Origin of the sequence: Streptococcus mitis (genome assembly GCF_003942695.1) — a bacterium.
GTDB lineage: Bacteria > Bacillota > Bacilli > Lactobacillales > Streptococcaceae > Streptococcus > Streptococcus mitis_BD.
On the sequence record NZ_RJNU01000010.1, the window covers coordinates 24478 to 48257 of the forward strand.

At 41.6% G+C, this 23780-nt stretch carries 19 protein-coding genes and 1 other annotated feature; of the genes, 2 read left to right on the top strand and 17 right to left on the bottom strand.

Annotated features, from left to right (window positions below; genetic code table 11):
* Nucleotides 1-82: 82 nt before the first annotated feature.
* The 3 genes from pyk to D8852_RS07825 form a co-directional block, all read right to left on the bottom strand.
* Complete coding sequence (pyk, locus tag D8852_RS07815; protein ID WP_001042794.1) at nt 83-1588, bottom strand: pyruvate kinase; 1506 nt, start codon at nt 1586-1588, stop codon at nt 83-85.
* Nucleotides 1589-1652: 64 nt separating this feature from the next.
* The gene (gene pfkA, locus D8852_RS07820; RefSeq protein WP_000820880.1) at nt 1653-2660 is read right to left on the bottom strand and encodes a 6-phosphofructokinase; all 1008 of its coding nucleotides are present in this window, start codon (nt 2658-2660) and stop codon (nt 1653-1655) included.
* A gap of 80 nt (nt 2661-2740) precedes the next feature.
* A complete protein-coding gene (locus D8852_RS07825) occupies nt 2741-5842 on the bottom strand; it encodes a DNA polymerase III subunit alpha (protein WP_125425342.1) in 3102 nt (1033 codons plus the stop codon).
* Nucleotides 5843-6007: 165 nt separating this feature from the next.
* Here D8852_RS07825 and D8852_RS07830 point away from each other — a divergent pair, with 165 nt between their 5' ends.
* Nucleotides 6008-8281, top strand: a complete 2274-nt coding sequence (locus tag D8852_RS07830) for a Xaa-Pro dipeptidyl-peptidase (protein ID WP_125425343.1) — start codon at nt 6008-6010, stop codon at nt 8279-8281.
* A 16-nt stretch (nt 8282-8297) separates the two neighbouring features.
* A complete protein-coding gene (locus D8852_RS07835; protein ID WP_001043005.1) occupies nt 8298-8768 on the top strand; it encodes an arginine repressor in 471 nt (156 codons plus the stop codon).
* A 55-nt stretch (nt 8769-8823) separates the two neighbouring features.
* Here D8852_RS07835 and D8852_RS07840 read toward each other — a convergent pair whose 3' ends face one another.
* From D8852_RS07840 to ftsW, 14 genes are all read right to left on the bottom strand, one after another.
* Nucleotides 8824-8997, bottom strand: coding sequence for a hypothetical protein (locus tag D8852_RS07840; protein ID WP_038805106.1), 174 nt, complete (start codon nt 8995-8997; stop codon nt 8824-8826).
* Between the two features lie 9 nt (nt 8998-9006).
* A complete protein-coding gene (gene obgE, locus D8852_RS07845; RefSeq protein WP_125425344.1) occupies nt 9007-10317 on the bottom strand; it encodes a GTPase ObgE in 1311 nt (436 codons plus the stop codon).
* A 70-nt stretch (nt 10318-10387) separates the two neighbouring features.
* Nucleotides 10388-10522 carry a DUF4044 domain-containing protein gene (locus D8852_RS07850; RefSeq protein WP_000863854.1) on the bottom strand — a complete coding sequence of 45 codons (135 nt, stop codon included), beginning with the start codon at nt 10520-10522 and terminating at the stop codon, nt 10388-10390.
* Between the two features lie 44 nt (nt 10523-10566).
* Entirely contained in the window at nt 10567-10758 is a 192-nt protein-coding gene (locus D8852_RS07855; protein ID WP_185755603.1) for a PspC domain-containing protein, read from the bottom strand.
* 22 nt (nt 10759-10780) lie between these two features.
* Nucleotides 10781-12097: a glycosyltransferase family 4 protein gene (locus D8852_RS07860; RefSeq protein ID WP_125425345.1), complete on the bottom strand. Its 1317-nt coding sequence runs from the start codon at nt 12095-12097 to the stop codon at nt 10781-10783.
* A gap of 8 nt (nt 12098-12105) precedes the next feature.
* Nucleotides 12106-13149 (bottom strand): glycosyltransferase family 4 protein, encoded by a 1044-nt coding sequence (locus tag D8852_RS07865; protein ID WP_185755604.1) that lies wholly within the window; start codon nt 13147-13149, stop codon nt 12106-12108.
* Between the two features lie 112 nt (nt 13150-13261).
* Nucleotides 13262-13591 carry a metal-sulfur cluster assembly factor gene (locus tag D8852_RS07870; protein ID WP_000331932.1) on the bottom strand — a complete coding sequence of 110 codons (330 nt, stop codon included), beginning with the start codon at nt 13589-13591 and terminating at the stop codon, nt 13262-13264.
* A gap of 14 nt (nt 13592-13605) precedes the next feature.
* A complete protein-coding gene (gene rpoD, locus D8852_RS07875) occupies nt 13606-14715 on the bottom strand; it encodes an RNA polymerase sigma factor RpoD (RefSeq protein WP_000201890.1) in 1110 nt (369 codons plus the stop codon).
* Nucleotides 14716-14717: 2 nt separating this feature from the next.
* Nucleotides 14718-16478 (bottom strand): DNA primase, encoded by a 1761-nt coding sequence (gene dnaG / locus D8852_RS07880; RefSeq protein ID WP_125425378.1) that lies wholly within the window; start codon nt 16476-16478, stop codon nt 14718-14720.
* Between the two features lie 197 nt (nt 16479-16675).
* Nucleotides 16676-17434 (bottom strand): ABC transporter ATP-binding protein, encoded by a 759-nt coding sequence (locus D8852_RS07885; protein ID WP_125425346.1) that lies wholly within the window; start codon nt 17432-17434, stop codon nt 16676-16678.
* A complete protein-coding gene (locus tag D8852_RS07890) occupies nt 17431-18297 on the bottom strand; it encodes an ABC transporter permease (protein ID WP_061409118.1) in 867 nt (288 codons plus the stop codon). Before D8852_RS07890 ends, D8852_RS07885 begins: the two co-directional genes overlap by 4 nt.
* Nucleotides 18298-18362: 65 nt before the next feature.
* Nucleotides 18363-19358 carry a tryptophan ABC transporter substrate-binding protein gene (gene trpX / locus D8852_RS07895; protein WP_125425347.1) on the bottom strand — a complete coding sequence of 332 codons (996 nt, stop codon included), beginning with the start codon at nt 19356-19358 and terminating at the stop codon, nt 18363-18365.
* A gap of 116 nt (nt 19359-19474) precedes the next feature.
* Nucleotides 19475-19691 (bottom strand) — a binding site (T-box leader).
* Between the two features lie 95 nt (nt 19692-19786).
* On the bottom strand, nt 19787-22483 hold the full coding sequence (ppc, locus tag D8852_RS07900) for a phosphoenolpyruvate carboxylase (protein WP_125425348.1): 2697 nt from the start codon (nt 22481-22483) through the stop codon (nt 19787-19789).
* Nucleotides 22484-22506: 23 nt separating this feature from the next.
* Nucleotides 22507-23730, bottom strand: a complete 1224-nt coding sequence (gene ftsW, locus D8852_RS07905) for a cell division peptidoglycan polymerase FtsW (RefSeq protein WP_125425349.1) — start codon at nt 23728-23730, stop codon at nt 22507-22509.
* Between the last annotated feature and the right edge of the window lie 50 nt (nt 23731-23780).

A 23780-nucleotide genomic window follows, 5' to 3' on the forward strand; every position in this document is an offset into this window, starting at 1 on the left:
TCTCTTTTTATCTTCTAAAATAGAAAAAAGACCCATCATACAAGCACAAAAGCTTGGTATGATAGGCTTTTAAAAGTTTAGATTAACGTACTGTACGGATACGCATCGTGTTTGTACGGACAGCTTCTCCAAGCGGTACACCTGCAACGATAACGATATCGTCACCAGATTGTACAAGACCTGCTTCAACTGCTTTACGTTCAGCGATTTCGAACATATCGTCAGTTGATGATGGAGCATCTGTCAACATTGGGATAACACCCCAGTTCAACATCAATCCACGTTCTGTCAATTCGTCAAATGTCAATGCCAAGATATCAGCATTTGGACGGTATTTAGAGATCAAACGTGCAGTGTGACCAGTCTTAGTAAGAGTTACAACCAATTTGATGTCCATTGAGTTTGTTGCATCTTTAACTGCTGAAGCCATAACTTCTGTCTTAGAGTTACGTTCGAAAGTATCTGAGTTCAAACGTCCGTATTCGTTAAGAAGAGTTTGAGCGTTCTTGTCAATTGTAGCCATTGTTGTAACTGACTCAAGTGGGTATTTACCATTTGCAGACTCACCTGAAAGCATTGTTGCGTCAGTTCCGTCGATAACAGCGTTAAATACGTCTGATACTTCTGAACGAGTAGCACGTGGTTTTTCAGTCATAGTTTCAAGCATGTTTGTTGCTGTGATAACAACTTTACCAGCTGCGTTAACTTTAGTGATAATCATTTTTTGGTAAACTGGAACCATTTCAAATGGTACTTCAATACCCATGTCACCACGAGCAATCATGATACCGTCAGCAGCTTCGATGATTTCATCCAAGTTGTCGATACCTTGTTGGTTTTCGATTTTAGCGAACAATTGAACATGCCCGTTTCCAGTTTCTTCACAGATTGCACGAACTTCATTCACGTCTTTTGCAGTACGTACGAATGAGATCGCGATGAAGTTAATACCTTGCTCAAGACCGAAACGGATATCATCGTTATCACGTTCAGCAAGTGCTGGGAAAGGAATTTTAGTGTTAGGGATGTTTACACCTTTTTGTTTAGCGATAATTCCGTCGTTTTCAACTTCAACTTCAAATTCACGAGTTGCATCGTCTTTAGCAACAACGCGAAGACCAAGTTTACCATCGTCAACCAATACTTGACGACCAACTTCAACATCGTCGTAGATGTCAAGAGCACCCGCAACGTTCAAAGCAATCACTTCACGAGTTGATTTGATTCCTTGTTTAGTTGCAACACGGATTTTTTCACCAGTTTTGTATGAGTACTCTTTAGCTTCACCTTCGAACAATTCAGTACGGATTTCTGGTCCTTTAGTATCAAGAAGGAAACCAACTTTTTTACCTGCAAGTTTTTCTGCAAGTTTAACAGTTGCCATACGTTCACCTTGTTCTTGGTGGTCACCGTGTGAGAAGTTGAAACGGAAAGTGTTTGCTCCTGCTTCAATCAATTTAGCAATGTTTTTTGCTGAAGCTTCAACGTCAAGTTTTTCACCCCAGTATCCGTCATCACCGAATTTCTTTCCACCACGGATTTCAACCGCAGGACCCAAAGTTGCAACGATTTTTACACGTTTATTCATGATTTGTGACTCCTTTATATAATTTGACCTTTTATGGTCATTTTACCAGATTAGTTAAAGTTGATTATGACAAGCTCTTGTTCAAGCTAGCAAGTCCAAGGTCAGCTTTGTGAGGGTTGTTAACAACGATTTTGCCATCAGCAGTTAGGCTGAACAAGGCTCCTTCTTCTGCTGTTCCAAGAATTGGGTTTTCAACCATTTTCTCATTACGAATACCAACAGCGACACCACCGATTCCTTGTTTGAGAAGTTTAACAGCGTGTGCTCCCATACGTGACGCTAATACACGGTCACGAGCGGTTGGTGAACCACCACGTTGGATATGTCCAAGCTCAGTCACACGAAGGTCACTAGTATCTCCTGCTTCCTTGAGTTTTTTACCGAATTCATCGGCTGACATAACCCCCTCGGCCAAAACGATGATGTTGTGTTTTTTACCGCATTCGTAACCAGCTTTGATACTAGCTACGATATCTTCCATCTTGAAGCCTTCTTCAGGAATAATGATTTCATCGGCACCAGTAGCAATACCTGCCCAAAGTGCGATATCACCAGCGTTACGTCCCATTACTTCTACAACGAAAGTACGACGGTGACTTGATGATGTATCACGAATCTTATCAATCGCATCCATTGCAGTAGTAACTGCAGTATCAAATCCGATTGTGAAGTCAGTACCTACGATATCGTTATCGATTGTACCTGGAAGTCCGATAGCAGGGAATCCATGCTCAGTCAAGCGCATAGCTCCGTGATAAGAACCGTCACCACCGATAACAACGACACCTTCGATACCGTGTTTTTTCAACTGCTCAATCCCTTTAAGTTGACCTTCAAGTTGTGCAAACTCAGGGTAACGAGCAGAGTGAAGGAAAGTACCACCACGTGAAATGATGTCTCCAACTGAAGCAGCATCAAGTGGATAGATTTCACCGGCAACCATCCCTGCGTACCCATCATAGATACCAAAGACTTCCATTCCTTCTGAGATTGCTTGACGAACTACTGCACGGATGGCAGCGTTCATACCAGGGGCGTCTCCACCGCTAGTCAAAACAGCAATACGTTTCATTTGGTTTTGCTCCTTTTTCTTTTAACATTCTTATTGATTATACCACATTTCATTTGAAAATTCTTCTATTTTTCGTATTTTTAGCGATAAATCGTTTTCATAGCAATTCCCTCTAATTTTTCCTGTAAAGCAGGGTCTTTTTTTACAAAATAACGGGAGGAAACAATTGTTTTTTCTTCCTCTACATATCTGATAATAACAGGAATAGGGCCTTTATATTGTTCCAAGATATTTGAAATCTCTTTATCGTTGTCGTGATTTTTAACTTGAATCCAGAATCGTTCAGCGACTGCTTCTTTCAAATCTTGTGCAATCATTTGCAGACGACCATCTCGAGATTGAACCTTGCCATTGATATAGTAGAATTTTCCTTCGGATAAAATGGAAGCGAATTTTCGATATTGGTCAGAAAATACAGTTACATCCAGCCGAGACTTACTGTCATGAACCTGTAGAAAGGCCATACTCTCGCCTTTCTTAGTTCGAATGACTTTTATTTTTTGCACTTCAACTAGAAGAGTAGCTTGAGCTCCCTCGGTTAGATTAGCGATTGGCGCCGTCGGATATAGGGCTTGTTTGGCAAGAGTTTGTAGAGGATGGGCACTGATTCCAACTCCAATCAGTTCCTGCTCCTTATAAAATTTTTCTGCCTCTGTAAAATCATCAGCCTCAGTCCAACTATAGTTTGCATCCGCAAAGAGTCCTCCTAACTCCTCAACAAAAACAAACAAATTGGACAGATTCACTAGGATTTTCTGGCGATTCTTGTCAAATTCATCAAAAAGCCCCAGTTCAACTAAAGGCGTCAAAAGTGAGAGTTTCTTGTAATTCTTAGGAAGACGCGTGACGAAATCTTCAATGCTTGAGAAAGGACGATTTTCGATGATCCAATAAGACAAATCTCTTGGCATACCCTTAATGGCTTTTAGACCAAGATAGATTTTCTTCTGTGCAATCTTATCATGATAGGGAATAGTGTTGATTGCTAATTGAGCTACTTCAAAGCCCATCTGCAATGCATCTACAATGTAATCACTACTAGAATAATTCAACATGACTTGAAAGAAAATAGCAGGATAGTGCGTCTTGAAATAGGCAAGCTGGAAAGCCAGGGCTGAGTAGGCGTAGGCGTGAGATCTATTAAATCCATAGCCTGCAAACTTTTCCATCACTGCAAAAACTTGGTTGGCTTTTTCTTCTGAATGCCCAAGTTTCATAGCCCCTGTGATAAAATCTTCCTTCATCAAATGCATCTCTTTAGCATTTTTCTTACCCATGGCTCGTCTGAGAATGTCGGCTTTCCCAAGACTGAATCCTCCAAAGCGCTGAGCCACCTGCATAACTTGCTCTTGGTAAAGCATAATACCGTAGGTTGATGACAGGATGTCCTCCAAGGCAGGATCCAGCACCGTCACCTTTTCCTTGCCGTGCTTACGAGCCACAAAATTATCGATATAATCACTAGCACCTGGTCTGTTGAGGGATGTCGTTGCCACCACTTCTTCGAAAACTTGCGGCTTGACTCGTTTCAAGAGTCGAATGGCACCAGGTTGTTCAAACTGGAAAATACCTTTAGTATTTCCAGCCGCAAAGAGAGCCATGGTTTCTTTGTCTTCCAGATCAATCTCTTCAATTTTTAGATGTATACCTTCTGATTCCGCAAGCAATTCTTGCATTTTTTGTACGAAAGTCAAGTTACGTAAGCCCAGGAAATCCATTTTTAGAAGACCATTAGCTTCAACACCATGAGCATCATACTGGGTGATGAGCATATCCTCACCATATTTTAGAGGAATATAGTCCGTCAAGTCTTGGTCACTCATAACGACTCCTGCTGCATGGATAGAGGTCTGACGAGGATAACCTTCAATCTTTCGAGAAATCTCAAAAGCTTTTTGGTATTCAATCTTACTATTGATAACCTGCCTAAATTGCAAATTCTTTTCATAAGCTGTCGTTAGCGTATCTCGGAAACTGATTTTTTTCGTAATATTTGTTAATTCGTACTCTGGAACACCATAGCGTTTGAAAACATCACGAATTGCCTGTTTTGCTCCAAAGGTCGAATAAGTGACAATCTGCGCAACGTGTTGGCTACCATAGCGATCACGAACATAACGAATGAACTCTGGTCTATATAGGTCAGGAATGTCAATATCAATATCGGGCATGGTGTAACGCTCACGATTTAAAAAGCGCTCAAAAATCAGGTTCTTTTCAACCGGATCAATCCCTGTTATATCAAGTGAGTAAGACACCAGACTACCAACAGCAGAACCACGCCCCATTCCCATATAGTAGCCTTGGGAGCGTCCAAAACGGAGCAAATCCCAAACTACAAGGAAATAGTCGTCAAAGCCCATATCATGAATCACAGCTAATTCCTCATTTAGCCGCTCATGATAAGTAGCTGAGGTTAGCCCCTTATCACTCAAGCCTTGCTCAGCCCTCTCACGAAGTTCTTCTACCGCCGGTCTTTCAGGATTAAAGCGAGGGAGTTTTAAACTTGGATCAAGTTGGTAGCTAACATTCTCTATCAAATCTTGAAGATTGGCAAGCGCCTGAGGGAAGCGATTCATAAAACGTGCTTCCAAGTCTGTGGCAGGTAAAAAAATTCCTTGTTGTGAATGCACATCCACTTCTCTTAGGCTGACATTGTCCTTGACTGCTGACAAGATTTGTAAAACCTGTAGGTCTTCTTTTTCAAAAGAGTTGACTTGATAGAGTGGAAGAATGGGTCTTGTAAAGACCTCTTGAGGAGTATCTGGACTGACACCGATAAAATAATCATGGCCTAAATCCAGCTGTTCGATTCCTTCAAAATAAGGAACAATAATGGCAACATCTTCGAGGTGGCTGGTGAAGTCAGACCAATTTTTTCGTCCAGTCATTTTTAAAGTGGATAACTTCATCAACTCTTGGTAACCTTTAGTATACAGAGCTAGAAAACGGAAAGAAAGCGCCTTCTCGTCTATAATCAAGGTCATTTCAAGACCAATTAAAGGTTGGATACCATACTTACGAGTCACTTCTAAAAAGTGATAAGCTCCATAGAGATTATCCACATCCATGATAGCAAGGTGAGAATAGCCATACTCTTTAGCCGTTTGAACGTATTTTTCAATCGAAACCACACTTTCCATAAAACTATAAACAGTCTTGGTGTCGAGCTGTGCAATCATTTCTTCTCCTCCTTGCTTTAGATATAATACTATTATACCATTTTAAAAACTAGAATGAAAAGGTAGAGACCATTCCTTTTAAAGTGACTTCATCACAGGTCAACAATATCTTTTTTACCTTATTTTTGATATACTAAATTTAGAATATTTCTAAAGGAGAGCGCCATGCGTTTTAATCAATTCAGCTATCTTCACGTTTCTCATTCGCAAGTTTTGCGCGAGTTATCCCAGCTTGGTTTGAAGCTGGCACCAGAACAAGCATCAAAAAAACAACTTGAACAATTTGTTCGCTGGAGTTTTTTCACTTATAAAAATACCGACTATCCTTTGTCTGTCCTAGCAGCTGACAAGAAGACTGATCTCCTTGCCTTCTTTCAGTCAGATCGTGACCTGACTCCTGAGATTTTTTATACTGTGGCTTTTCAACTTTTAGGGTTTAACTATCTTGTTGACTTTGAAGACGCCGAACAATTCCGTAAAAAAACTGGTTTTCCTATTATTTATGGAGATTTGATTGAAAATCTCTACCATTTGCTCAACACTCGAACCAAAAAGGGAAATACGCTCATCAACCAACTTGTTAGTGACGGACTCATTTCAGAAGATAATCACTACCACTACTTTAACGGTAAAAGCTTAGCAACCTTCTCTACTCATAATGTCATTCGTGAAGTCGTGTATGTTGAGAGCCGTGTGGATACTGATAAAGACGGACTCCCTGATTTAGTCAAGGTCAGCATTATTCGCCCTTGTTATGATGGACAAGTTCCTGCTCTTATGACTGCAAGCCCTTATCACCAAGGGACCAACGACAAAGCCAGCGACAAGGCTCTCTACAAAATGGAGGGAGAGCTTGAGGTCAAACTGCCCCACACCATCGAGCTTGAGGAACCCAAGCTGAATGTAGTCGAACCTCATGGTCAAGCAGAAGTCGTCTCAGAAGCTGAAGAGAAGCTAACTCATATCAATAGTTCATACACTCTCAACGACTACTTCCTTCCAAGAGGATTTGCCAATCTCTATGTATCGGGTGTTGGTACCAAGGATTCCCAAGGTCTCATGACCAATGGGGACTACCAGCAGATCGAAGCATATAAAAATGTGATTGACTGGCTTAATGGCCGTTGTCGTGCCTTCACGGATCACACACGCAAACGTCAAATCAAGGCTGACTGGTCAAACGGAAAAGTCGCAACAACAGGAATTTCCTATCTGGGAACCATGTCTAATGGTCTTGCGACAACTGGTGTTGATGGCTTAGAAGTGATCATCGCTGAAGCAGGTATTTCCTCTTGGTATAACTACTATCGGGAAAATGGTCTGGTGACTAGTCCAGGGGGTTATCCAGGTGAGGATTTTGACTCACTTGCTGAATTGACCTACTCCCGCAATCTCCTAGCTGGTGACTATATTCGTGGTAATGAAGCTCATCAGGCAGACTTAGAGAAGGTAAAAGAGCAACTGGATCGCAAGACTGGTGACTACAATCAGTTTTGGCATGACCGCAACTATCTGCTCAATGCTCACAAGGTTAAAGCTGAGGTCGTCTTTACTCATGGTTCTCAGGATTGGAACGTCAAACCACTTCACGTATATCAGATGTTTCATGCTCTTCCAGCTCATCTTCACAAGCACCTCTTTTTCCATCATGGGGCTCATGTTTATATGAATAACTGGCAGTCAATTGACTTCCGCGAATCCATGAATGCCCTCTTAAGCAAGAAATTGTTAGGCCTTACAACAGACTATCAACTTCCTACTGTCATCTGGCAAGATAATACTGAGTCTCAAACATGGCATAGTCTCGATGACTTTGGCAAGCAAGATGAACTGCATACCTTCTCTCTTGGAACTGAAGAAAAGGTGATTCAAAACCAGTATGATCAAAAAGATTTTGATCGTTATGGCAAGACTTACCAGACTTTCAATACAGAACTTTACCAAGGAAAAGCCAATCAAATCACCATTGACCTTCCAGTAACTCAAGACATTCACTTAAATGGTCGAGTGGAGCTAAAACTTCGTGTCAAATCAAGTACAAACAAGGGCTTATTATCTGCTCAACTGCTGGAACTTGGACAAAAGAAATATCTACAGCCTTATCCAGCTGTTTTAAGTGCTAGAACCATTGACAACGGTCGCTACCACATGTTAGAAAATCTCTGCGAACTGCCATTTACTCCAAGCGCCCAACGTGTCATCACCAAAGGCTACCTTAATTTACAAAATAGAAATAACTTACTGTTAGTGGAGGATATTACTACAGATGAATGGATGGATGTGCAATTAGAGCTGCAACCAACTATTTACAAGCTGAAAAAAGGTGACACACTTCGTCTTGTTCTCTACACAACAGACTTTGAGATTACAATTCGAGATAATACAGACTACCACTTAACTATTGATTTAACACAGTCTTCTATCACCATCCCCTCATAAAAGGAGCCAGCCTCATATGAATAAATCTGAACATAGACACCAACTCATCCGTGCACTTGTAGCTAAAAATAAGATTCATACACAGGCAGAGTTGCAAGCTTTACTAGCTGAAAACGACATCCAAGTCACACAGGCCACTCTCTCACGCGATATCAAAACCATGAATCTATCAAAGGTTCGCGAAGCAGATCATTCTTACTATGTCTTAAATACTGGTTCCATCTCCAAGTGGGAAAAACGCTTGGAAAACTATATGGAAGATGGCTTGGTCATGCTACGCCCTGTCCAGCATCAGGTTGTCCTCAAAACCTTGCCAGGCCTTGCCCAATCGTTTGGAGCTGTTCTCGATGCACTTGATTTCAAACAAATCATTGCCACCGTATGTGGTGATGATGTCTGCCTTCTTATCTGTGAAAACGCTGAAGAAGCACAGACTTGCTTTGAAATTCTTAAAAAATTTGCGCCACCATTTTTCTTCAATGACTAAAAAATTCCCCGTGATGAATACAATCACGGGGTTTTGTTTTATCAATGTTGATAGGCTATTTTTCTTCTCTATCAGCCTTCTCATTGCCTTTTTTTTCTCGTGCCAATCGAAGAGCACGTTTGGGATTGAGACGATTAAACAATTCTTCTAGTTTCTTTTCATTCCATACATCTGCTGCAGAAACAAAATTTCCATCTGCATCTCGGAATGATATCGGTTTATCTCCCATATCAATCTCCTAGTCTACAAATTCAAACTCAAATTTACCAATTCGGACTAAATCACCATCTTTGGCTCCACGCGCACGAAGGGCTTCGTCAACCCCCATACCACGTAACTGACGAGCAAACTTCATGACAGACTCATCACGGTCAAAGTTGGTCATGTTAAAGAGTTTCATGAGTTTTTCACCAGAAAGCACCCATGTCGCATCATCATCGCGACTAATTTCAAAGGCTTTTTCTTCCTCATCAAAGCCATAGTAAGCTTCTTCTTCCATATCAGACTCGTCATAGAGCAAGAACTCTGGAGTCTTATCCAACAATTCAGCTGTCGCATCCAAAAGGGTAGCCAGACCTTGCTTGGTTAAACCAGAAATAGGGAAGATAGCTGGTAGTTCTTCAAACTCATCGTAGTTTGCTGCCAATTTCTTCTTGAAGGCTTCCAGATTTTCCTGACTTTCAGGCATGTCCATCTTGTTGGCTACGATGATCTGGGGGCGCTCCATGAGACGAAGGTTGTAGGATTCTAATTCCTTATTGATAGCAAGGTAATCCTCGTAAGGATCACGTCCTTCGCTAGCAGACATATCGATGACATGGAGGATAACTCGAGTGCGTTCGATATGACGGAGAAACTGGGTTCCCAATCCGACACCCTGACTAGCTCCTTCAATCAAACCCGGAAGGTCTGCTACGGCAAACGATTCACCTGACTGCGTACGAACCATACCCAAATTAGGGACAATCGTCGTAAAGTGGTAAGCACCGATTTTTGGTTTAGCTGAAGTAATGACACTAAGCAGAGTGGACTTTCCGACAGATGGGAAACCGACCAAACCGACATCCGCCAAGATTTTTAATTCTAGTTGCAACTCACGTTCTTGACCTGGTTCTCCATTCTCAGAAATTTCAGGCGCAGGATTTTTTGGTGTCGCAAAACGGATGTTTCCTCGGCCACCTCGACCACCATGAGCTACGATAAACTCTTGCCCATGCTCAATCAAGTCTGTAATGACTTTACCTGTTTCTGCATCACGTACAGTCGTTCCTTGTGGTACACGAACACGAAGATCTTCTGCACCACGTCCATGCATTCCTTTAGTCATCCCTTTCTCACCGGATTCAGCCTTGAAATGGCGGTTATAGCGGAAATCCATCAAGGTACGCAAGCCTTCGTCCACAACGAAAACGACGTTACCTCCACGTCCACCATCACCACCCCAAGGACCGCCATTCGGGACATACTTTTCACGGCGAAAGGCAACCATACCATCACCACCATTACCAGCCTTGACCTTGATCTTGGCTGTATCTAAAAACATACTCATATTTTCTTCTCGCTTTAAAAAGGACTGGAAAATCCAGTCATTAGTTATTATTTCTATCTTAGCAACTTGCTTAGAATCTGCTAAAAGCTCCAAGCGCTGTCGCAAAGATACCAGCAAGGGTTACAAACAACATAATTAGCACGACAAAAAGCGTTACTTTTTCAAACATTGTTTTTTTACGTTTTCCATTATCTCCAAAAGCCATTTGGACTCCTTTTTATTTCTCTTTGTTCTATTCTGATTCTCTTTTTAATATTCGCTAGAAACAGGTGCAATTGCCCACAAAATCAAGTAAGCAAGTATCCCTGCCCCATAACAAAAGGCAAGAACACCCCAAATCACACGAACAATTGTAGGATCAATATCGAAATAGTGGGCTACTCCTGCGCAAACACCACCAATTTTTTGGTCTCTTCCACTTCTCATAAATTTTTTCGCCATCTTTTATTCTCCTATATTTTTACTAATCTCTCCAGTAATCTCGGATGCTAGACAATTGCTTTTTAGAAGCCTTTAATATTCGTTTAGACTCTTTAACCGGAGCTGAAACAGCCTGCTGAGGTAGGTACAAAATAGTTTTTAAGAATCGCTGTGTCATAGGCTCATCTCCACGTAGTTCCTGCTCAAATTTATTTGAAATCATCGCATCGAGATAAAACTCATGAACTCGCTTCCCAAAATTCTCAGCCGAAATCTCATACAACTTATCCGCCAACTTTTGTTCAGACATATCAGGAGTAGCTATCAAGGCTTCGAGAATAGCGCCCGCAAGCTCTCGTTCTCCATAATAAAGTGTTCCAAACATTTTGTCACTGATCAGATTATCCAGATAAGGATTGCCATGAGCGATGACAGGCGTTCCACTGGCTAGACTCTCTAGATAAGTCAAACCTTGGGTCTCACTAGTGGAAGCAGAGATAAAGAAATCTGCAGCCTTATAGTACAAGGCTGTTTCACTTGGGGCGATCATACCAGTAAAAATCACCTGATCTTGAATTTGCAATTTGACAGCTTGTTCTTTCAGACTGTCCAGATAAGGTCCATCTCCAGCAACAACCAACTTCACCTTATCTTCTTCTTTCAATACCTCAGCGAAGGCATTTAGAACTGCTTGGATATTCTTCTCATAAGAAATACGTGAAAGGCTCAGCAGCATTTTCTCGCCTTCCTGAATGCCTAACTTCGAACGAAGTTCTTTCAAGTTTTCCTCTTTGATCTCAGGTCGTTCAAACTTAGCTAGCTCAATTCCAGTTGGAATGACACGCTTTTCAACCTTGACTTTGTACTTAGATAGAAGGTCTCGCACAATCTCACTAGGGCAAATCACGCCATCTACATCATGAAGGAAGCCACGCACCAAATATTTTACCATACTCGGACGAATTAGCATACCCTTAGCAATATAATGCACATAGTCTTCATACTGGGTATGGTAGGTATGGATAACTGGAATTTTTAATTCTCTCGCAATCCAAATCCCTAACAAACCAAGTGAAAATTCTGTTTGGGTATGAATGATGTCGAGTTGATACTGCTTGGCAATTTCAAGCGCCTTTGTAAAACCTCGGTAGGCAAATCGTCGATCCTTAAACGCAAAGAAAGGGACACTCGGAATGCGAATAATTTGCCAATCCTCGTATCGATTCACATCTTTATCAGTTGTTGTAAAGATAAAAACTGCATGCCCTTGCTTTTCAAGCTCTGTCTTCAAGGTTCGAATACTGGTCGCAACCCCAGAAACCTGAGGGAAATAGGTATCTGTAAATAAACCAATTCGCATAGATTACCTCACTTCTTGCCTAGAGCTGCCTGCTCCTGATAAAACTTCAACCAGATTTCCAGTAAATGCTCCTCGGAGTACTCTTTAGAAATCTCTCTAGCTTTTTCTTTCAAGTCTTTCAACTTTTCAGGATGATCTTTGTATTCGAGAATGGCTTCTCTCATCTCTGAAACATCACTTGTCGCACGATAATTCCCTTCAAGGATGACCTTGTATAGATCTAAATCCCTCAACATAATCGGTGCTTCACAACTAGCTGCCTCTAAGATAGTCATAGGGAATAGTTCATTGTAACTTGGTAGCAAGAACAAATCTGCTAAAGCGTAGAGCTCCCGCATTCGCTCTGGAGGAACAATACCTGGAAAAATTAGATTTTTAGGGGGATTCTCCATGATTTTTTTATAGCGTTCATAACCATCTGTCATCCCGCCAAATGAAAAACCTCCAGCCCAGATAAATGTAATTTCTGGTAATTCCTCAGCTAGGCGGATAAAATCATCTATCCCTTTTCGTTTCTGAACCTGACCTGCACCGACTACGACAAACTGATCTTCCGCTAAATCCATTTCCTGACGAAGTTTTGCTACTTGGTCAGCTGGCAGTGGATGCCATTTTTCTTTATTTACAAAGTTTGGAATATAAGTCACTTTTTCACGTGGAATACCAGCTGCCACCAAATCCTCGATAAACATGGGATTGACCACTACCAAGTGTTCCATTCGGTTGTAAAAAGAAAATACATAGCGTTTGATAATTCCCTTTAAGAAAAATGGAATTTTCAAACTCCCCTCAAGCGTATCAGGCAAAAAATGCACATAGCCAATTTTTCTCCCAGAGCGTTTCTTTTGGAAAGTGGATAAATAATAGGGGAAATCAATGGTATGAAAGTGGGTTACATCAGCCTCCACAGGAAGATTCTCCGTAACAATTAACTGATCTTGGGCATCACGATGTAGGAGACGCACCAATTCACGGTAGGCTCCTGATACTCCCTGACCAGCCACTTTTTCACTTGAACTTAGCATATTGACACGCAATTTTTCGTTTTCCATACCATTCATTATACCATTTTATTTCCAGAAAATCAGCAAAAGAAAGAAGAGACCAGAGGAAAAAGAGGAATTTACCCTATTTTCCAATCGTCTCTCACATTTTTCTTACTCTTTACTTAATTCCTAGGGCGATACGTGCATAGCGGCTCATTTTTTCAACCGTCCAAGCTGGATACCAGACCAATTTAACCTCGGTATTGGTTACCTCAGGCACCTCTGTCATCGCATCGTGTATCTGGTCTGTTAAGAGGTCAGCCAGTGGGCAGCCCATAGTTGTTAAGGTCATATCAATTTCAGTGTGACCAGTTTCACCATCAAAACGAATTTCATAAATCAAACCTAAATTGACAATATCAATCCCCAACTCAGGGTCGATGACTTCTTCCAAAGCATTTAAAATGCGTGTTTTGATCGTTTCAATTTGCTCTTCTGTATAAGCCATGTTATTCCTCACTCTTAGTCTTCAATAAAATCACGAAGGGGTTTGCTGCGACTTGGTTGGCGCAATTTTCTCAAAGCCTTGGCCTCGATCTGACGAATACGCTCACGAGTGACATTAAAGACTTTACCAACATCCTCAAGAGTACGCATTTTCCCATCATCTAGCCCGAAGCGCAAGCGCAAAACGTTTTCTTCACGGTCTGTGAGAGTATCCAAGACTTCATCCAGCTGCTCACGCAAAACGATACGAGTTGTATAGTCCACTGGATTTTCAATCACTTCGTCTTCGATAAAGTCCCCAAGATGGCTATCGTCCTCTTCACCAATCGGTGTTTCAAGCGATACTGGTTCTTGAGCGATTTTCAAGATTTCACGCACCTTGTCAGGTGTCATATCCATACGCTCAGCGATTTGTTCAGGAGTAGGATCTTGACCCAATTCTTGAAGGAGATTTCGCTGTTCACGAACCAATTTATTGATAGTTTCAACCATGTGAACAGGGATACGAATAGTGCGGGCCTGGTCAGCGATGGCACGGGTAATCGCCTGACGAATCCACCAAGTTGCGTAAGTAGAAAACTTAAATCCTTTTGAATAGTCAAACTTGTCAACAGCCTTCATCAAGCCCATGTTTCCTTCTTGGATCAAGTCAAGAAACTGCATGCCACGCCCTACATAGCGCTTAGCGATCGAAACCACCAAACGAAGGTTGGCTTCCGCAAGACGTTGTTTGGCTTCAATATCACCAGCCTCAACAGCTAGGGCCAATTCTTTTTCCTCTTCGTTGGTCAAGAGAGGAACAACCCCGATTTCCTTCAAATACATACGGACTGGGTCATTAACCTTGGCAGAAGTTGAGCCAATCAAGTCCTCATCACTGAGTTCTGGCTCTTCTTCTGCACTAAGCACACGCGCGCTTGGATTTCCTTCGTTGTCTGTGATAGAAATTCCAGCATCCTGAATCCGTTGCAAAAGGTCTTCAATGCCATCTGCATCAAGGGCAAAAGGAATAACCAGACTTGAATTGATTTCGTCATCTGTTGCTGTTCCTGTTTTTTTGTGGTTACGGATAAAGTCTGCTACTTGCACATCAAATGTCGTTACTTCTTTTTGTTTTGTTGCCATTATTACTCCATTCTTCTCTTTTGGGAAATCAATCGTTGCAATTCTTCCAAGGCTGTGTCTGTATCTCCTACATGACTAGCTTCCTGCACTTTCTTTTTAATTCTTAAGTTGTCCTTGCTGAGGAGGGCACGGTTTCGAGTCGCTTCGACTTCCGCTAGCTCTTGAGGCAACATCTCAGCTGGCAAATCCAGACTAAGCACGTTGTACCAAGCATTTTCAACCTCAGGCGTCTGATGAGAAAGCTCCTCTGAGCCGATTTCTCCCTGCTCACTTAATAATTCGTAAAGAATTTGAAATTCTGGGGTATCAAAGAAAAAATCTTCTCTTAATCGGTAGTCATTTAGAACAACTGGATTCTCAGCCATCCTATAGAGGAGATGAGCCTCTGCTCTCATGACTGCTGTCAGTTGCCGCGTTACAGGTAAACTAATCGCTGCTGGAGGTTGCTCCTCTTTGACTCTTTCCTGCCTTTGAACAATTCGACTTTCATTTACTATCTGTTCCACCTGCTGGTAATCAAAAGAAGGTAGATTATCCGCCAGAATGTGGATATAAGAATTCTGGGCGGTGATAGACTTTTCTTTGGCGATTAGGGGCGCAATCTTTTCAAGGAATTCGATTTGCGCTTGCAAGTTATCACTATTTTCAGGTTTGAGTTGGTGAATATAGAACTCTATAGGACTGATCCGAGTCTTGGTTAAAAGGTAAGCCAGGTCTTCAGCAGAATTCTTTTGCAAATACTCATCTGGGTCCATGGCATCAGGTACTCGAACAACCTCCACTGAAAAGTTTTTTAACTCCTCTAAAGCCTTGGCTGTTGCTGCCTGCCCTGCCTTGTCGCCATCATAGCTGAGAACAATTTTTTTGGTAAAGCGTTTGAGGTGGTCAACATGCTCCTTGCTTAAGGCTGTTCCCATGGAAGCTACAGCATTTTCTATACCAGCACGGTAGGCTGCGATCACATCCATGAAGCCTTCCATCAGGTAGAGTTCTGTAATCTTACCTGTTCCCTTTTTTGCCCTGTCCAAATGATACAATTCGTAACTCTTGTTAAAAATTGCAGTCGAGCGACTATTTTTGTACTTAGCAGTCTGAGTATCAGTTTCTTGCCAGACACGACCTGAAAAGGCAATGACCTGCCCCTTGTCATTGGTCAAAGGAAAGATGATCCGTCCAAAAAAAGTATCATAAAATTGATTGCCATCTGACAGATAAAACAAGCCCGAATCCAATAAATCCTTTTCCTCAAACTTATCAGATAAACGTTGGTAGAGATAGGTTCTCTCTGCTGGAGCCAGCCCAATCTGGAAATGCTTCAGAACATCATCTGTCAATCCGCGTTGGTAGAGATAAGCCCTTGCTTCTTCTCCCATTTTGGTCGTCATGAGGATGGCATGGTAAAAACGGGCAGCTTCTTCATGCATATCATATAGAGCTTGATGAGGGGAAGCTTGTTGGGGACGAGACTGGACAGGCATGGCTAGTTGAATACCGACGCGCTCTCCTAAGAGCTGAACGGCCTCCATGAAGGACACGCCTTGGTATTCTTCGATAAACTTAAAGACATCTCCTGAACGCCCACATCCAAAACAGTGATAAAACTGCTTGTCTTCCACAACGTTGAAAGAGGGGGTCTTCTCACCATGAAAAGGACAGAGCCCTAAATAGTTCCGTCCAGCCTTTTGTAAAGAAATCACGTCGCCTATGACTTCCACAATGTTGGTATTGTTTTTGATTTCTTCAATGACTTGCTTGTCAACCATACACAATACCTCCATCTTATCATAGTTTCACGTAAACTAGTATAGCTTATTTCTGAAAAAAAGTAAACCATTTCATACGCTTTCCGTAATTCTCTTTGCCTTATTTTTCTAGATAGAAAGAGGAGGTAAAAAAACTCAGAAACATCTGCATGTTTCTAAGTTTCTCTTCTCTATTTTTTGATGATTATTTAACTCATCTATTCAAATAATTGATAGTAGTCTGAAATTTTCATCTTAACTTTTTCTTCTTTATTGAGGTCTTGGATGATACGACCTTCCTTCATGACTATCAAACGATTGCCATACTTCAGCGCATCTTCCATATGGTGGGTAATCATCAAGGCTGTCAGATGATCCTTGCTAACAAAGTCATCTGTTAGTTTCATCAAGGCCACACTTGTTTTTGGGTCAAGGGCTGCTGTGTGTTCATCCAACAAGAGCAACTCTGGTCGCTTCAAGGTTGCCATCAAGAGACTCAAGGCCTGACGTTGTCCACCTGAAAGAAACTCAATCGGAGTGTCGAGATGTTTCTCAAGACCATTTCCCACTTTTTCAATGGTAGTCTGAAATTCTTCTCTATGGCTTGAAAGTCTCCTAGGAAGGAGTCCTCTCTTCTCACCACGAAACTTGGCAATCAAGAGATTTTCCGCCACCGTCATACGGGGAGCCGTACCCATCTTAGGATCCTGAAAGACACGAGACAAGTACTTAGCCCGCTTTTCAGGTGAAAAATGCGTCACATCCTCCCCCATGATACGGATACTTCCACTTGTTAAGGGTAAAGTACCTGCAATAGTGTTAAAAAGCGTTGACTTCCCTGCTCCATTTCCACCTAGGATAGTAATGAAATCATGTTCGAAAATTTCAAGAGAAACATCATTCAGAATGATTTTTTCCTCGTCAAAGCCATTCGTGATGACTTTGGTGGCATTTTTTAATTCTACAATTGCTGTCATTTGCTAAACTTGACTCCTTTCAGGTATTTGCTTTTGAAGGTTGGAATCATAAGGCAAACTGCCAAAATCAAGGCGCTGTACAAACGAAGATAACTTGTATTAAATCCAAGAGCAATCACTCCCCAAACGAGGAACTGATAAGCGATAGACCCTACTACGATGGTCATGAGTCGCTCTGCCAAGGTCAAACTCTTGAACAAAACCTCACCAATAATCAAGCTAGCAAGCCCTACGACAATCACTCCGATTCCTCTAGAAACATCTGCATATCCTTCTTGTTGAGCGATCAAGGCCCCTGCAAGCGCGATAATCCCATTTGAGAGAACCAACCCCATGAGTTCCATACGACCAGTATGAATTCCAAAACTACGAGCCATATCAGGATTATCACCTGTAGCGATGTAAGCCTGACCTAGTTTGGTATCTAGGAAAAAGAGCATGAGACCAATAACAAGGGCAACAAAGATAAATCCTGTCAGGAGTTGATTGAGGTCCGAATCAAAAGGCAAGACATCCTGAATTTGCTTGGTTCCAAGAAGACCCAGATTGGCACGTCCCATAATCATGAGCATGATGGAATGGCAAGAAGTCATGACCAAAATCCCTGATAAGAGAGTTGGAATTTTACCTTTGGTATATAAGAGACCTGTCGCCATACCAGCTAGACAACCTGCTCCTACTGCAGCCAAGGTCGCTAAAAATGGATTGACTCCCTGTGTTATCAAGGTTACAGCCACTGCTCCTCCTAGAGGAAAAGAGCCCTCAGTAGTCATATCTGGAAAATTCAAAATTCGAAAAGTCATAAAGATTCCCAAACCTAGAATCGCCCAGACCATCCCCTGAGAAATAATGGATACTATCATAATCGTTCACTCATTTCTTTCTTTAGTAAAAATGGGGGGAGATGTCTCCAACTCCCCCTTTATCCTTATTCAATCACTTGTCCTGCTTCTTTTAGCACGGACTCAGGGATTGTGATACCAAGTTCTTGCGCTAGTTTTTTGTTGATCACTGACTTACCAGTTGAGAAGACATTAACTGGCGTATCAGCTGGTTTTTCACCTTTCAATACTTTGGCAATCATTTTACCAGTAGCCACTCCAAGATCGTGTTGGTCAACTACTACAGATGCCAGACCTCCTGCTTCTACCATGGCAGTTGCGCTTGGGTAGATTGGTTTTTTAGCTGTTTGGTTGCTTGATACAACTGTTGGGAAGGCTGATGCGATGGTGTTGTCAATTGGAACCCAGATTGCGTCGACCTTGCTGGTCATAACATTAACAGTTGAAGCAATTTCGTTAGTCGAAGGAACGGCAAAGGTTTCGACTGTCAAACCTGCTTTTTCAGCATATGCCTTGAATTCTTCTACCTGTGTTTTTGAGTTATCTTCACTGCTTGAGTAAAGAGCTCCGATTGTTTTGACATTTGGTGTGAGGGTTTTTATCAACTCTACTTGTTGTTCAGCAGGGTTGTGGTCTGATACCCCCGTGATGTTGCCACCTGGTTTTTTCAAATCTTTGACCAAGTTAGCACCGATTGGGTCTGTAATAGCAGCCATGATAACTGGTAGGTCTTTTGTAGCACTTGCAAGTCCTTGAGCTGCTGGTGTTGCAATCCCAACAACAACATCGTTTCCATTTGCCACCAATTGTTTACTCATGGTTGCAACCTTGCTCTGGTCGCCTTCAGAGTTCATAAAGTCGATTTTCACTTGGTCACCTTTATAGCCTTCTTCAGCTAGTCCATCTTGAATCCCTTGGTAAATCAAGTCCAAGGATGGGTGACTAACAAATTGAAGAACACCAACCTTAGCAATTTTTTGCTCCACCTTAGCTGCTGGCTTGTTCATAGATGAATAGATCAAGCTAGCCACTACTAATACTACTAATCCAGCAATAATTCCAATTAAACGTTTATTTTTCATATTTTTTCTCCTTTAAATCACTTGTACTATACTCTTTTCACTCAAAACAAGCGACGCCATCGTTTAAATTCCATCATCATCCTCCTAATAGAAAAAGTCCTCACACAAAAAACTTGTGTGAGGACGTCGATGCGCGGTGCCACCTCAATTATAGGGAATATCCCTATCGCTCTTTCTCGCATTCACGAGTTGCACTGTAAGGTGTGCTCACCGAATTTTTATGATTTCAAATTCTTAAGAACATTCAGCCCAATTTTCATCACTTTCATTTATCTGTTTCCACCAACCACAGACTCTCTAAAAAACTTCAATGATTACTTTCTGAATGTTTAAATTATATCATTTTTCAACTACTTGTCAAGGCTATTTTTAGAATTTTTTAAATAATTCAAAAACTTCCCCTAGAAAAAGAGGAAGTTTAGAAAATATCAACCTGAATTACGCAAACCGGTTGCAATTCCGTTAATGGTTGTATGAATCAATCTTTCTTCGTCTGCTGACAACTCACCACGACGTTGACGTTTAATCAACTCCAACTGGATGTAGTTAAGGATATTAAAGTAAGGCATACGATAGTTTAGACTGTCTTTTAGGTAAGAGTTTTCAGCCAAGAGTTCGTCATAGCCTTCAATAGCTAAAATAACGTCCTTGGTCAACTGCCATTCATCTAAAATAGTGTAGTAGATAGCTTGCACTTCTTCATCTTCACAGAGCTTGGCATATTCGAAGGCAATGTTCATGTTAGACTTAGACAAGACCATGTCCACATTGGAAAGCAAAGATTGGAAGAAAGGCCAGTTTTGGTACATATCACGGAGGATCTCAATATTATCAGGATCTTGATCAATAAATTCTTTGAAGCTTGAACCTACGCCATACCATCCAGGAAACATGACACGACTTTGTGACCATGAGAAGACCCAAGGGATCGCACGCAAACCACCGATTTCAGTGATGGTCTTACGAGCTGCTGGACGCGAACCGATGTTAAAGCTTGAAATAGCCTTAATCGGACTGGACTCAAAGAAATAGTCATAGAAATGTTCATTTCCAAAGACCAAATCACGGTAGATATCGTAGCTGCGATCCACTACTTGGTCCATGATGGCTTCGTAACGGTTTGATGTATTGGTATCACTCTTCTTCTTGGTAATCATACGGTTAATGGCTGCAGAAACTAACATTTCAAGGTTATAATAAGCAGCGTCTTTGTTTCCGTATTTGTTTCCAATCACTTCTCCCTGCTCAGTCAAACGGATACGGTCCTTGATAGACTTGAGTGGTTGAGATGTAATGGCTTCATAAGTTGGGCCACCACCACGACCCACAGTACCACCACGACCATGGAAGAAAGTGACCTTAACGCCAAATTCGTCACCGATAGCAGTTAGTTGTTGTTGCGCCTTGTAAAGGGTCCAACAGGATGATAAATAGCCACCGTCCTTGTTACTATCAGAGTAACCGAGCATGATTTCCTGATAGTTATCTTTTGAAGCAATCCATTTTTTAGCTAAAGGAAGAGAGAAATATCTTCTCATGGTTTCTTCTGAGTGATCCAAGTCCTCGATAGTTTCAAAGAGAGGAACAATCTGAACTCGGGCTTTTTGAGCATCAACCAAGCCTACTTCCTTGAGCATGATTGCTAGCTCTAGCATATCGGATACACTTGTTGCGTGAGAAATGATGGTTTGACGAATGACATTTTCACCCAGTTTATCCTTCAACTTGCGCGCAGCTTTAAAGATAGACAGTTCCTTCTCAAGAAGTTCTGACTTTTCAGCATGAGTTGCTGAGAGGATACGAGGATCTTCTTCCAGCTCTTTTAAGAGGAGGGCGCATTTTTCATCTTCAGAAAGATCGCTATAATGGTCGTTGATACCTGCGGATGCTAACAATTCTGCCACACAAGCTTCATGAACACTAGAATCTTGGCGCATATCGATAGAAGCAAGGTAGAATCCAAAGATTTCAACTGCTTGCATCAGCTCGACAAATTCTCCTGAAATCAGGTATTCACCTTTGTTCTCGAGGAGAGAATCCCGGATAGCTAACAAGTCTTGGTAAAATTCATCCGCGGTAGCATATCTTGGTTGAACATCCTTATCTTCGATAAGATAGGTCTTAGTTGCCCGCATCTTAGCTTGGATGTCAAAGAGGGCACGACGATAGAGTTCTTTTTCACGATAAATGGAGTTATCCTGAGACTTCAGCGCCATCTCACGAACCTTGTCACTGACATTCACAATACTGGTTGAAAGTGAAAATTCACGATAAAGATTATAAATCTTTTCATCATAGTAGTTCATGATGACTTCACACTGGGTCAAGGCTGATTTGTTGAGGGTTTCCGCTGTTACGAAAGGATTTCCATCACGGTCTCCTCCGATCCACATCCCCATGGTAATCGGTTTTGGATGTTGGAGCTCGACACCTTGTTCCTTAGCTAGTTTCTTATACTCAGCCGTCAAACGCGGAACAGCATTCAAGAAAGAACTTTGATAGTACTCCATCACGTTGGTGATTTCGTTGGTTACTTTCAATTTTTTTTCGCGAATCATGTCCGTTTGCATGATAATTTCAATGTAACGACGGAGATCGGTGTGCCATTTTTCTTTATTAATCAAGCCTAGTTTGACATCACGGTACTTCCGTAAGAGTGTATGGATATGATTGGTTAAATCCAGCATACTCTTGCGTTGTACTTGAGTCGGGTGGGCCGTCAAAACTGGAACTACATTCAGCTGCTCCAAAATTGTAGCCGCGTTTTCTTTTTCAGCCACCATCTTAATGGTTGTTGACAGTTTTCCTAGATAGTCTTGGTCCACATTATTTTGGTGATTGATCTCATAAGCCAAATCCACATCTTCAGAGATATTGATCAAGAGTGGAAGGATTGAGAAATAGCGAGAAATATAGATCATTTCCTCGTTTGAAAGGCTGGTCACCAATTTATTGAGTCCTTGATAGTTTTCGCTTGTAGACAAGTCCTTCAACTGCATGATTTTATCAAAAGTCTCAGGCGCAAGCATATTTTTTGTAATGTCTTCTAATAGCTCTGTCAAAATCAAGACTTCTTCTTGGACGACGGCTTTATTGCTATAGTTTTCTAATTTTTGAAGTGACATAAACTTTCCTTTCCATTCAATCCTTATAGAGTAACAGAAGTTTGACCTTCATATTCTCTGATAAGTTTGGCACGTTTTTCACTAGCATCGATATTTAGTACAAAGGCAATGGCTACAGATAAGACCAGGAGGCTATTTCCCCCTTGTGAAAGGAAGGGGAAGGTTACCCCTGTAGAAGGAATCAAACCGGAAATCCCACCGATATTGACAAAGACCTGAACAAGGATCATCCCCCCGACACCGATAGCAACCATGGAGTTAAAGGGATCCTTAGCTCGAATACCGACTAGGATGATTCTCAGAATCAAGAAGAAGAGGAGTGCCAAAATCATACTCGCTCCTACAAATCCAAACTCCTCGATGACGATCGAAAAGACGAAGTCCGTATGGGCTTCTGGCAAATAACCACGCTTTTCGATAGAATTTCCTAGTCCAAGTCCAAACCAGCCACCATTCACCATGGCATAGTAGGAATTTGCAAGCTGGTGCCCTGCGCCTGCCAAGTCATTGAAAGGATTAAAGAAGGCGCTGAAACGTTTGGCAACGTAACCAAATACCGGAATTTGAGAAAACTTCTCAATCCCAACAAGACGAATGACAGACAAGGCTAAAATTGAACTCCCTGCTAAGAGAGCTAGAATGGTCGAGAACCAACGATAGGCAATTCCACTAACTGTGTACATAAGCAGCGACACCAAGACCAGAATGGTCGCATTTCCCAAGTCAGGGAAAATTCCCAAACTACCAATCAAAACCAGTAAAACGAAACGCCAGTCGTTAAAAGCTCGAGGTAACCACTGATTCTGAGTCAAGACCTGGAAATCGTAAACAGCTATCTCATCTTGCTGTTTTGAAAAGCGATGGGCTAGGTACCAAATAATGATAATCTTAAGGTACTCCGCAGGCTGAATCGTTACGGGTCCTACAGAAATCCAACCGTAAGCACCATTGACTGGTGTCCCAATTAGCCGAGCCAAAGCTAGGAGAATCATCTCTACAAACATAACGATAAAAATCAAGCGTTCATTTCTTAAAAACCCAAGTTTCAGTTTATAAATTAAGGCAATCAAAACCAAACTAACTCCCCAAAACATTCCTTGGTTCCGAGCTAACTGAAGAGCGCTTTTTCCTTCTTGAATCAAGGTAGCACTCGTCGTTGAGTAAACAACAATTAGACCCAAAATCGATAAAAGGAGGTAAGGAATCAAAATGGAATAGTTCAATAGGTGCCTTTTACTAATTTTCATATGTCACCACTCTAATAGAAACAGAGAAAACTGTTCCTAATTCCGTTTTA

Excerpts from the sequence above, each read along its gene's own strand:
- obgE (WP_125425344.1), bottom strand. The coding sequence starts at position 10,317 with ATGAGTATGTTTTTAGATACAGCCAAGATCAAGGTCAAGGCTGGTAAT.
- ppc (WP_125425348.1), bottom strand. The coding sequence starts at position 22,483 with ATGTCACTTCAAAAATTAGAAAACTATAGCAATAAAGCCGTCGTCCAA.
- trpX (WP_125425347.1), bottom strand. The coding sequence starts at position 19,358 with ATGAAAAATAAACGTTTAATTGGAATTATTGCTGGATTAGTAGTATTA.
- D8852_RS07865 (WP_185755604.1), bottom strand. The coding sequence starts at position 13,149 with ATGGAAAACGAAAAATTGCGTGTCAATATGCTAAGTTCAAGTGAAAAA.
- pfkA (WP_000820880.1), bottom strand. The coding sequence starts at position 2,660 with ATGAAACGTATTGCTGTTTTGACTAGCGGTGGAGACGCCCCTGGTATG.
- rpoD (WP_000201890.1), bottom strand. The coding sequence starts at position 14,715 with ATGGCAACAAAACAAAAAGAAGTAACGACATTTGATGTGCAAGTAGCA.
- D8852_RS07850 (WP_000863854.1), bottom strand. The coding sequence starts at position 10,522 with ATGGCTTTTGGAGATAATGGAAAACGTAAAAAAACAATGTTTGAAAAA.
- D8852_RS07890 (WP_061409118.1), bottom strand. The coding sequence starts at position 18,297 with ATGATAGTATCCATTATTTCTCAGGGGATGGTCTGGGCGATTCTAGGT.
- D8852_RS07855 (WP_185755603.1), bottom strand. The coding sequence starts at position 10,758 with ATGGCGAAAAAATTTATGAGAAGTGGAAGAGACCAAAAAATTGGTGGT.
- D8852_RS07870 (WP_000331932.1), bottom strand. The coding sequence starts at position 13,591 with ATGGCTTATACAGAAGAGCAAATTGAAACGATCAAAACACGCATTTTA.
- D8852_RS07830 (WP_125425343.1), top strand. The coding sequence starts at position 6,008 with ATGCGTTTTAATCAATTCAGCTATCTTCACGTTTCTCATTCGCAAGTT.
- D8852_RS07835 (WP_001043005.1), top strand. The coding sequence starts at position 8,298 with ATGAATAAATCTGAACATAGACACCAACTCATCCGTGCACTTGTAGCT.
- D8852_RS07825 (WP_125425342.1), bottom strand. The coding sequence starts at position 5,842 with ATGATTGCACAGCTCGACACCAAGACTGTTTATAGTTTTATGGAAAGT.
- D8852_RS07860 (WP_125425345.1), bottom strand. The coding sequence starts at position 12,097 with ATGCGAATTGGTTTATTTACAGATACCTATTTCCCTCAGGTTTCTGGG.
- D8852_RS07840 (WP_038805106.1), bottom strand. The coding sequence starts at position 8,997 with ATGGGAGATAAACCGATATCATTCCGAGATGCAGATGGAAATTTTGTT.
- pyk (WP_001042794.1), bottom strand. The coding sequence starts at position 1,588 with ATGAATAAACGTGTAAAAATCGTTGCAACTTTGGGTCCTGCGGTTGAA.
- dnaG (WP_125425378.1), bottom strand. The coding sequence starts at position 16,478 with ATGGTTGACAAGCAAGTCATTGAAGAAATCAAAAACAATACCAACATT.
- ftsW (WP_125425349.1), bottom strand. The coding sequence starts at position 23,730 with ATGAAAATTAGTAAAAGGCACCTATTGAACTATTCCATTTTGATTCCT.
- D8852_RS07885 (WP_125425346.1), bottom strand. The coding sequence starts at position 17,434 with ATGACAGCAATTGTAGAATTAAAAAATGCCACCAAAGTCATCACGAAT.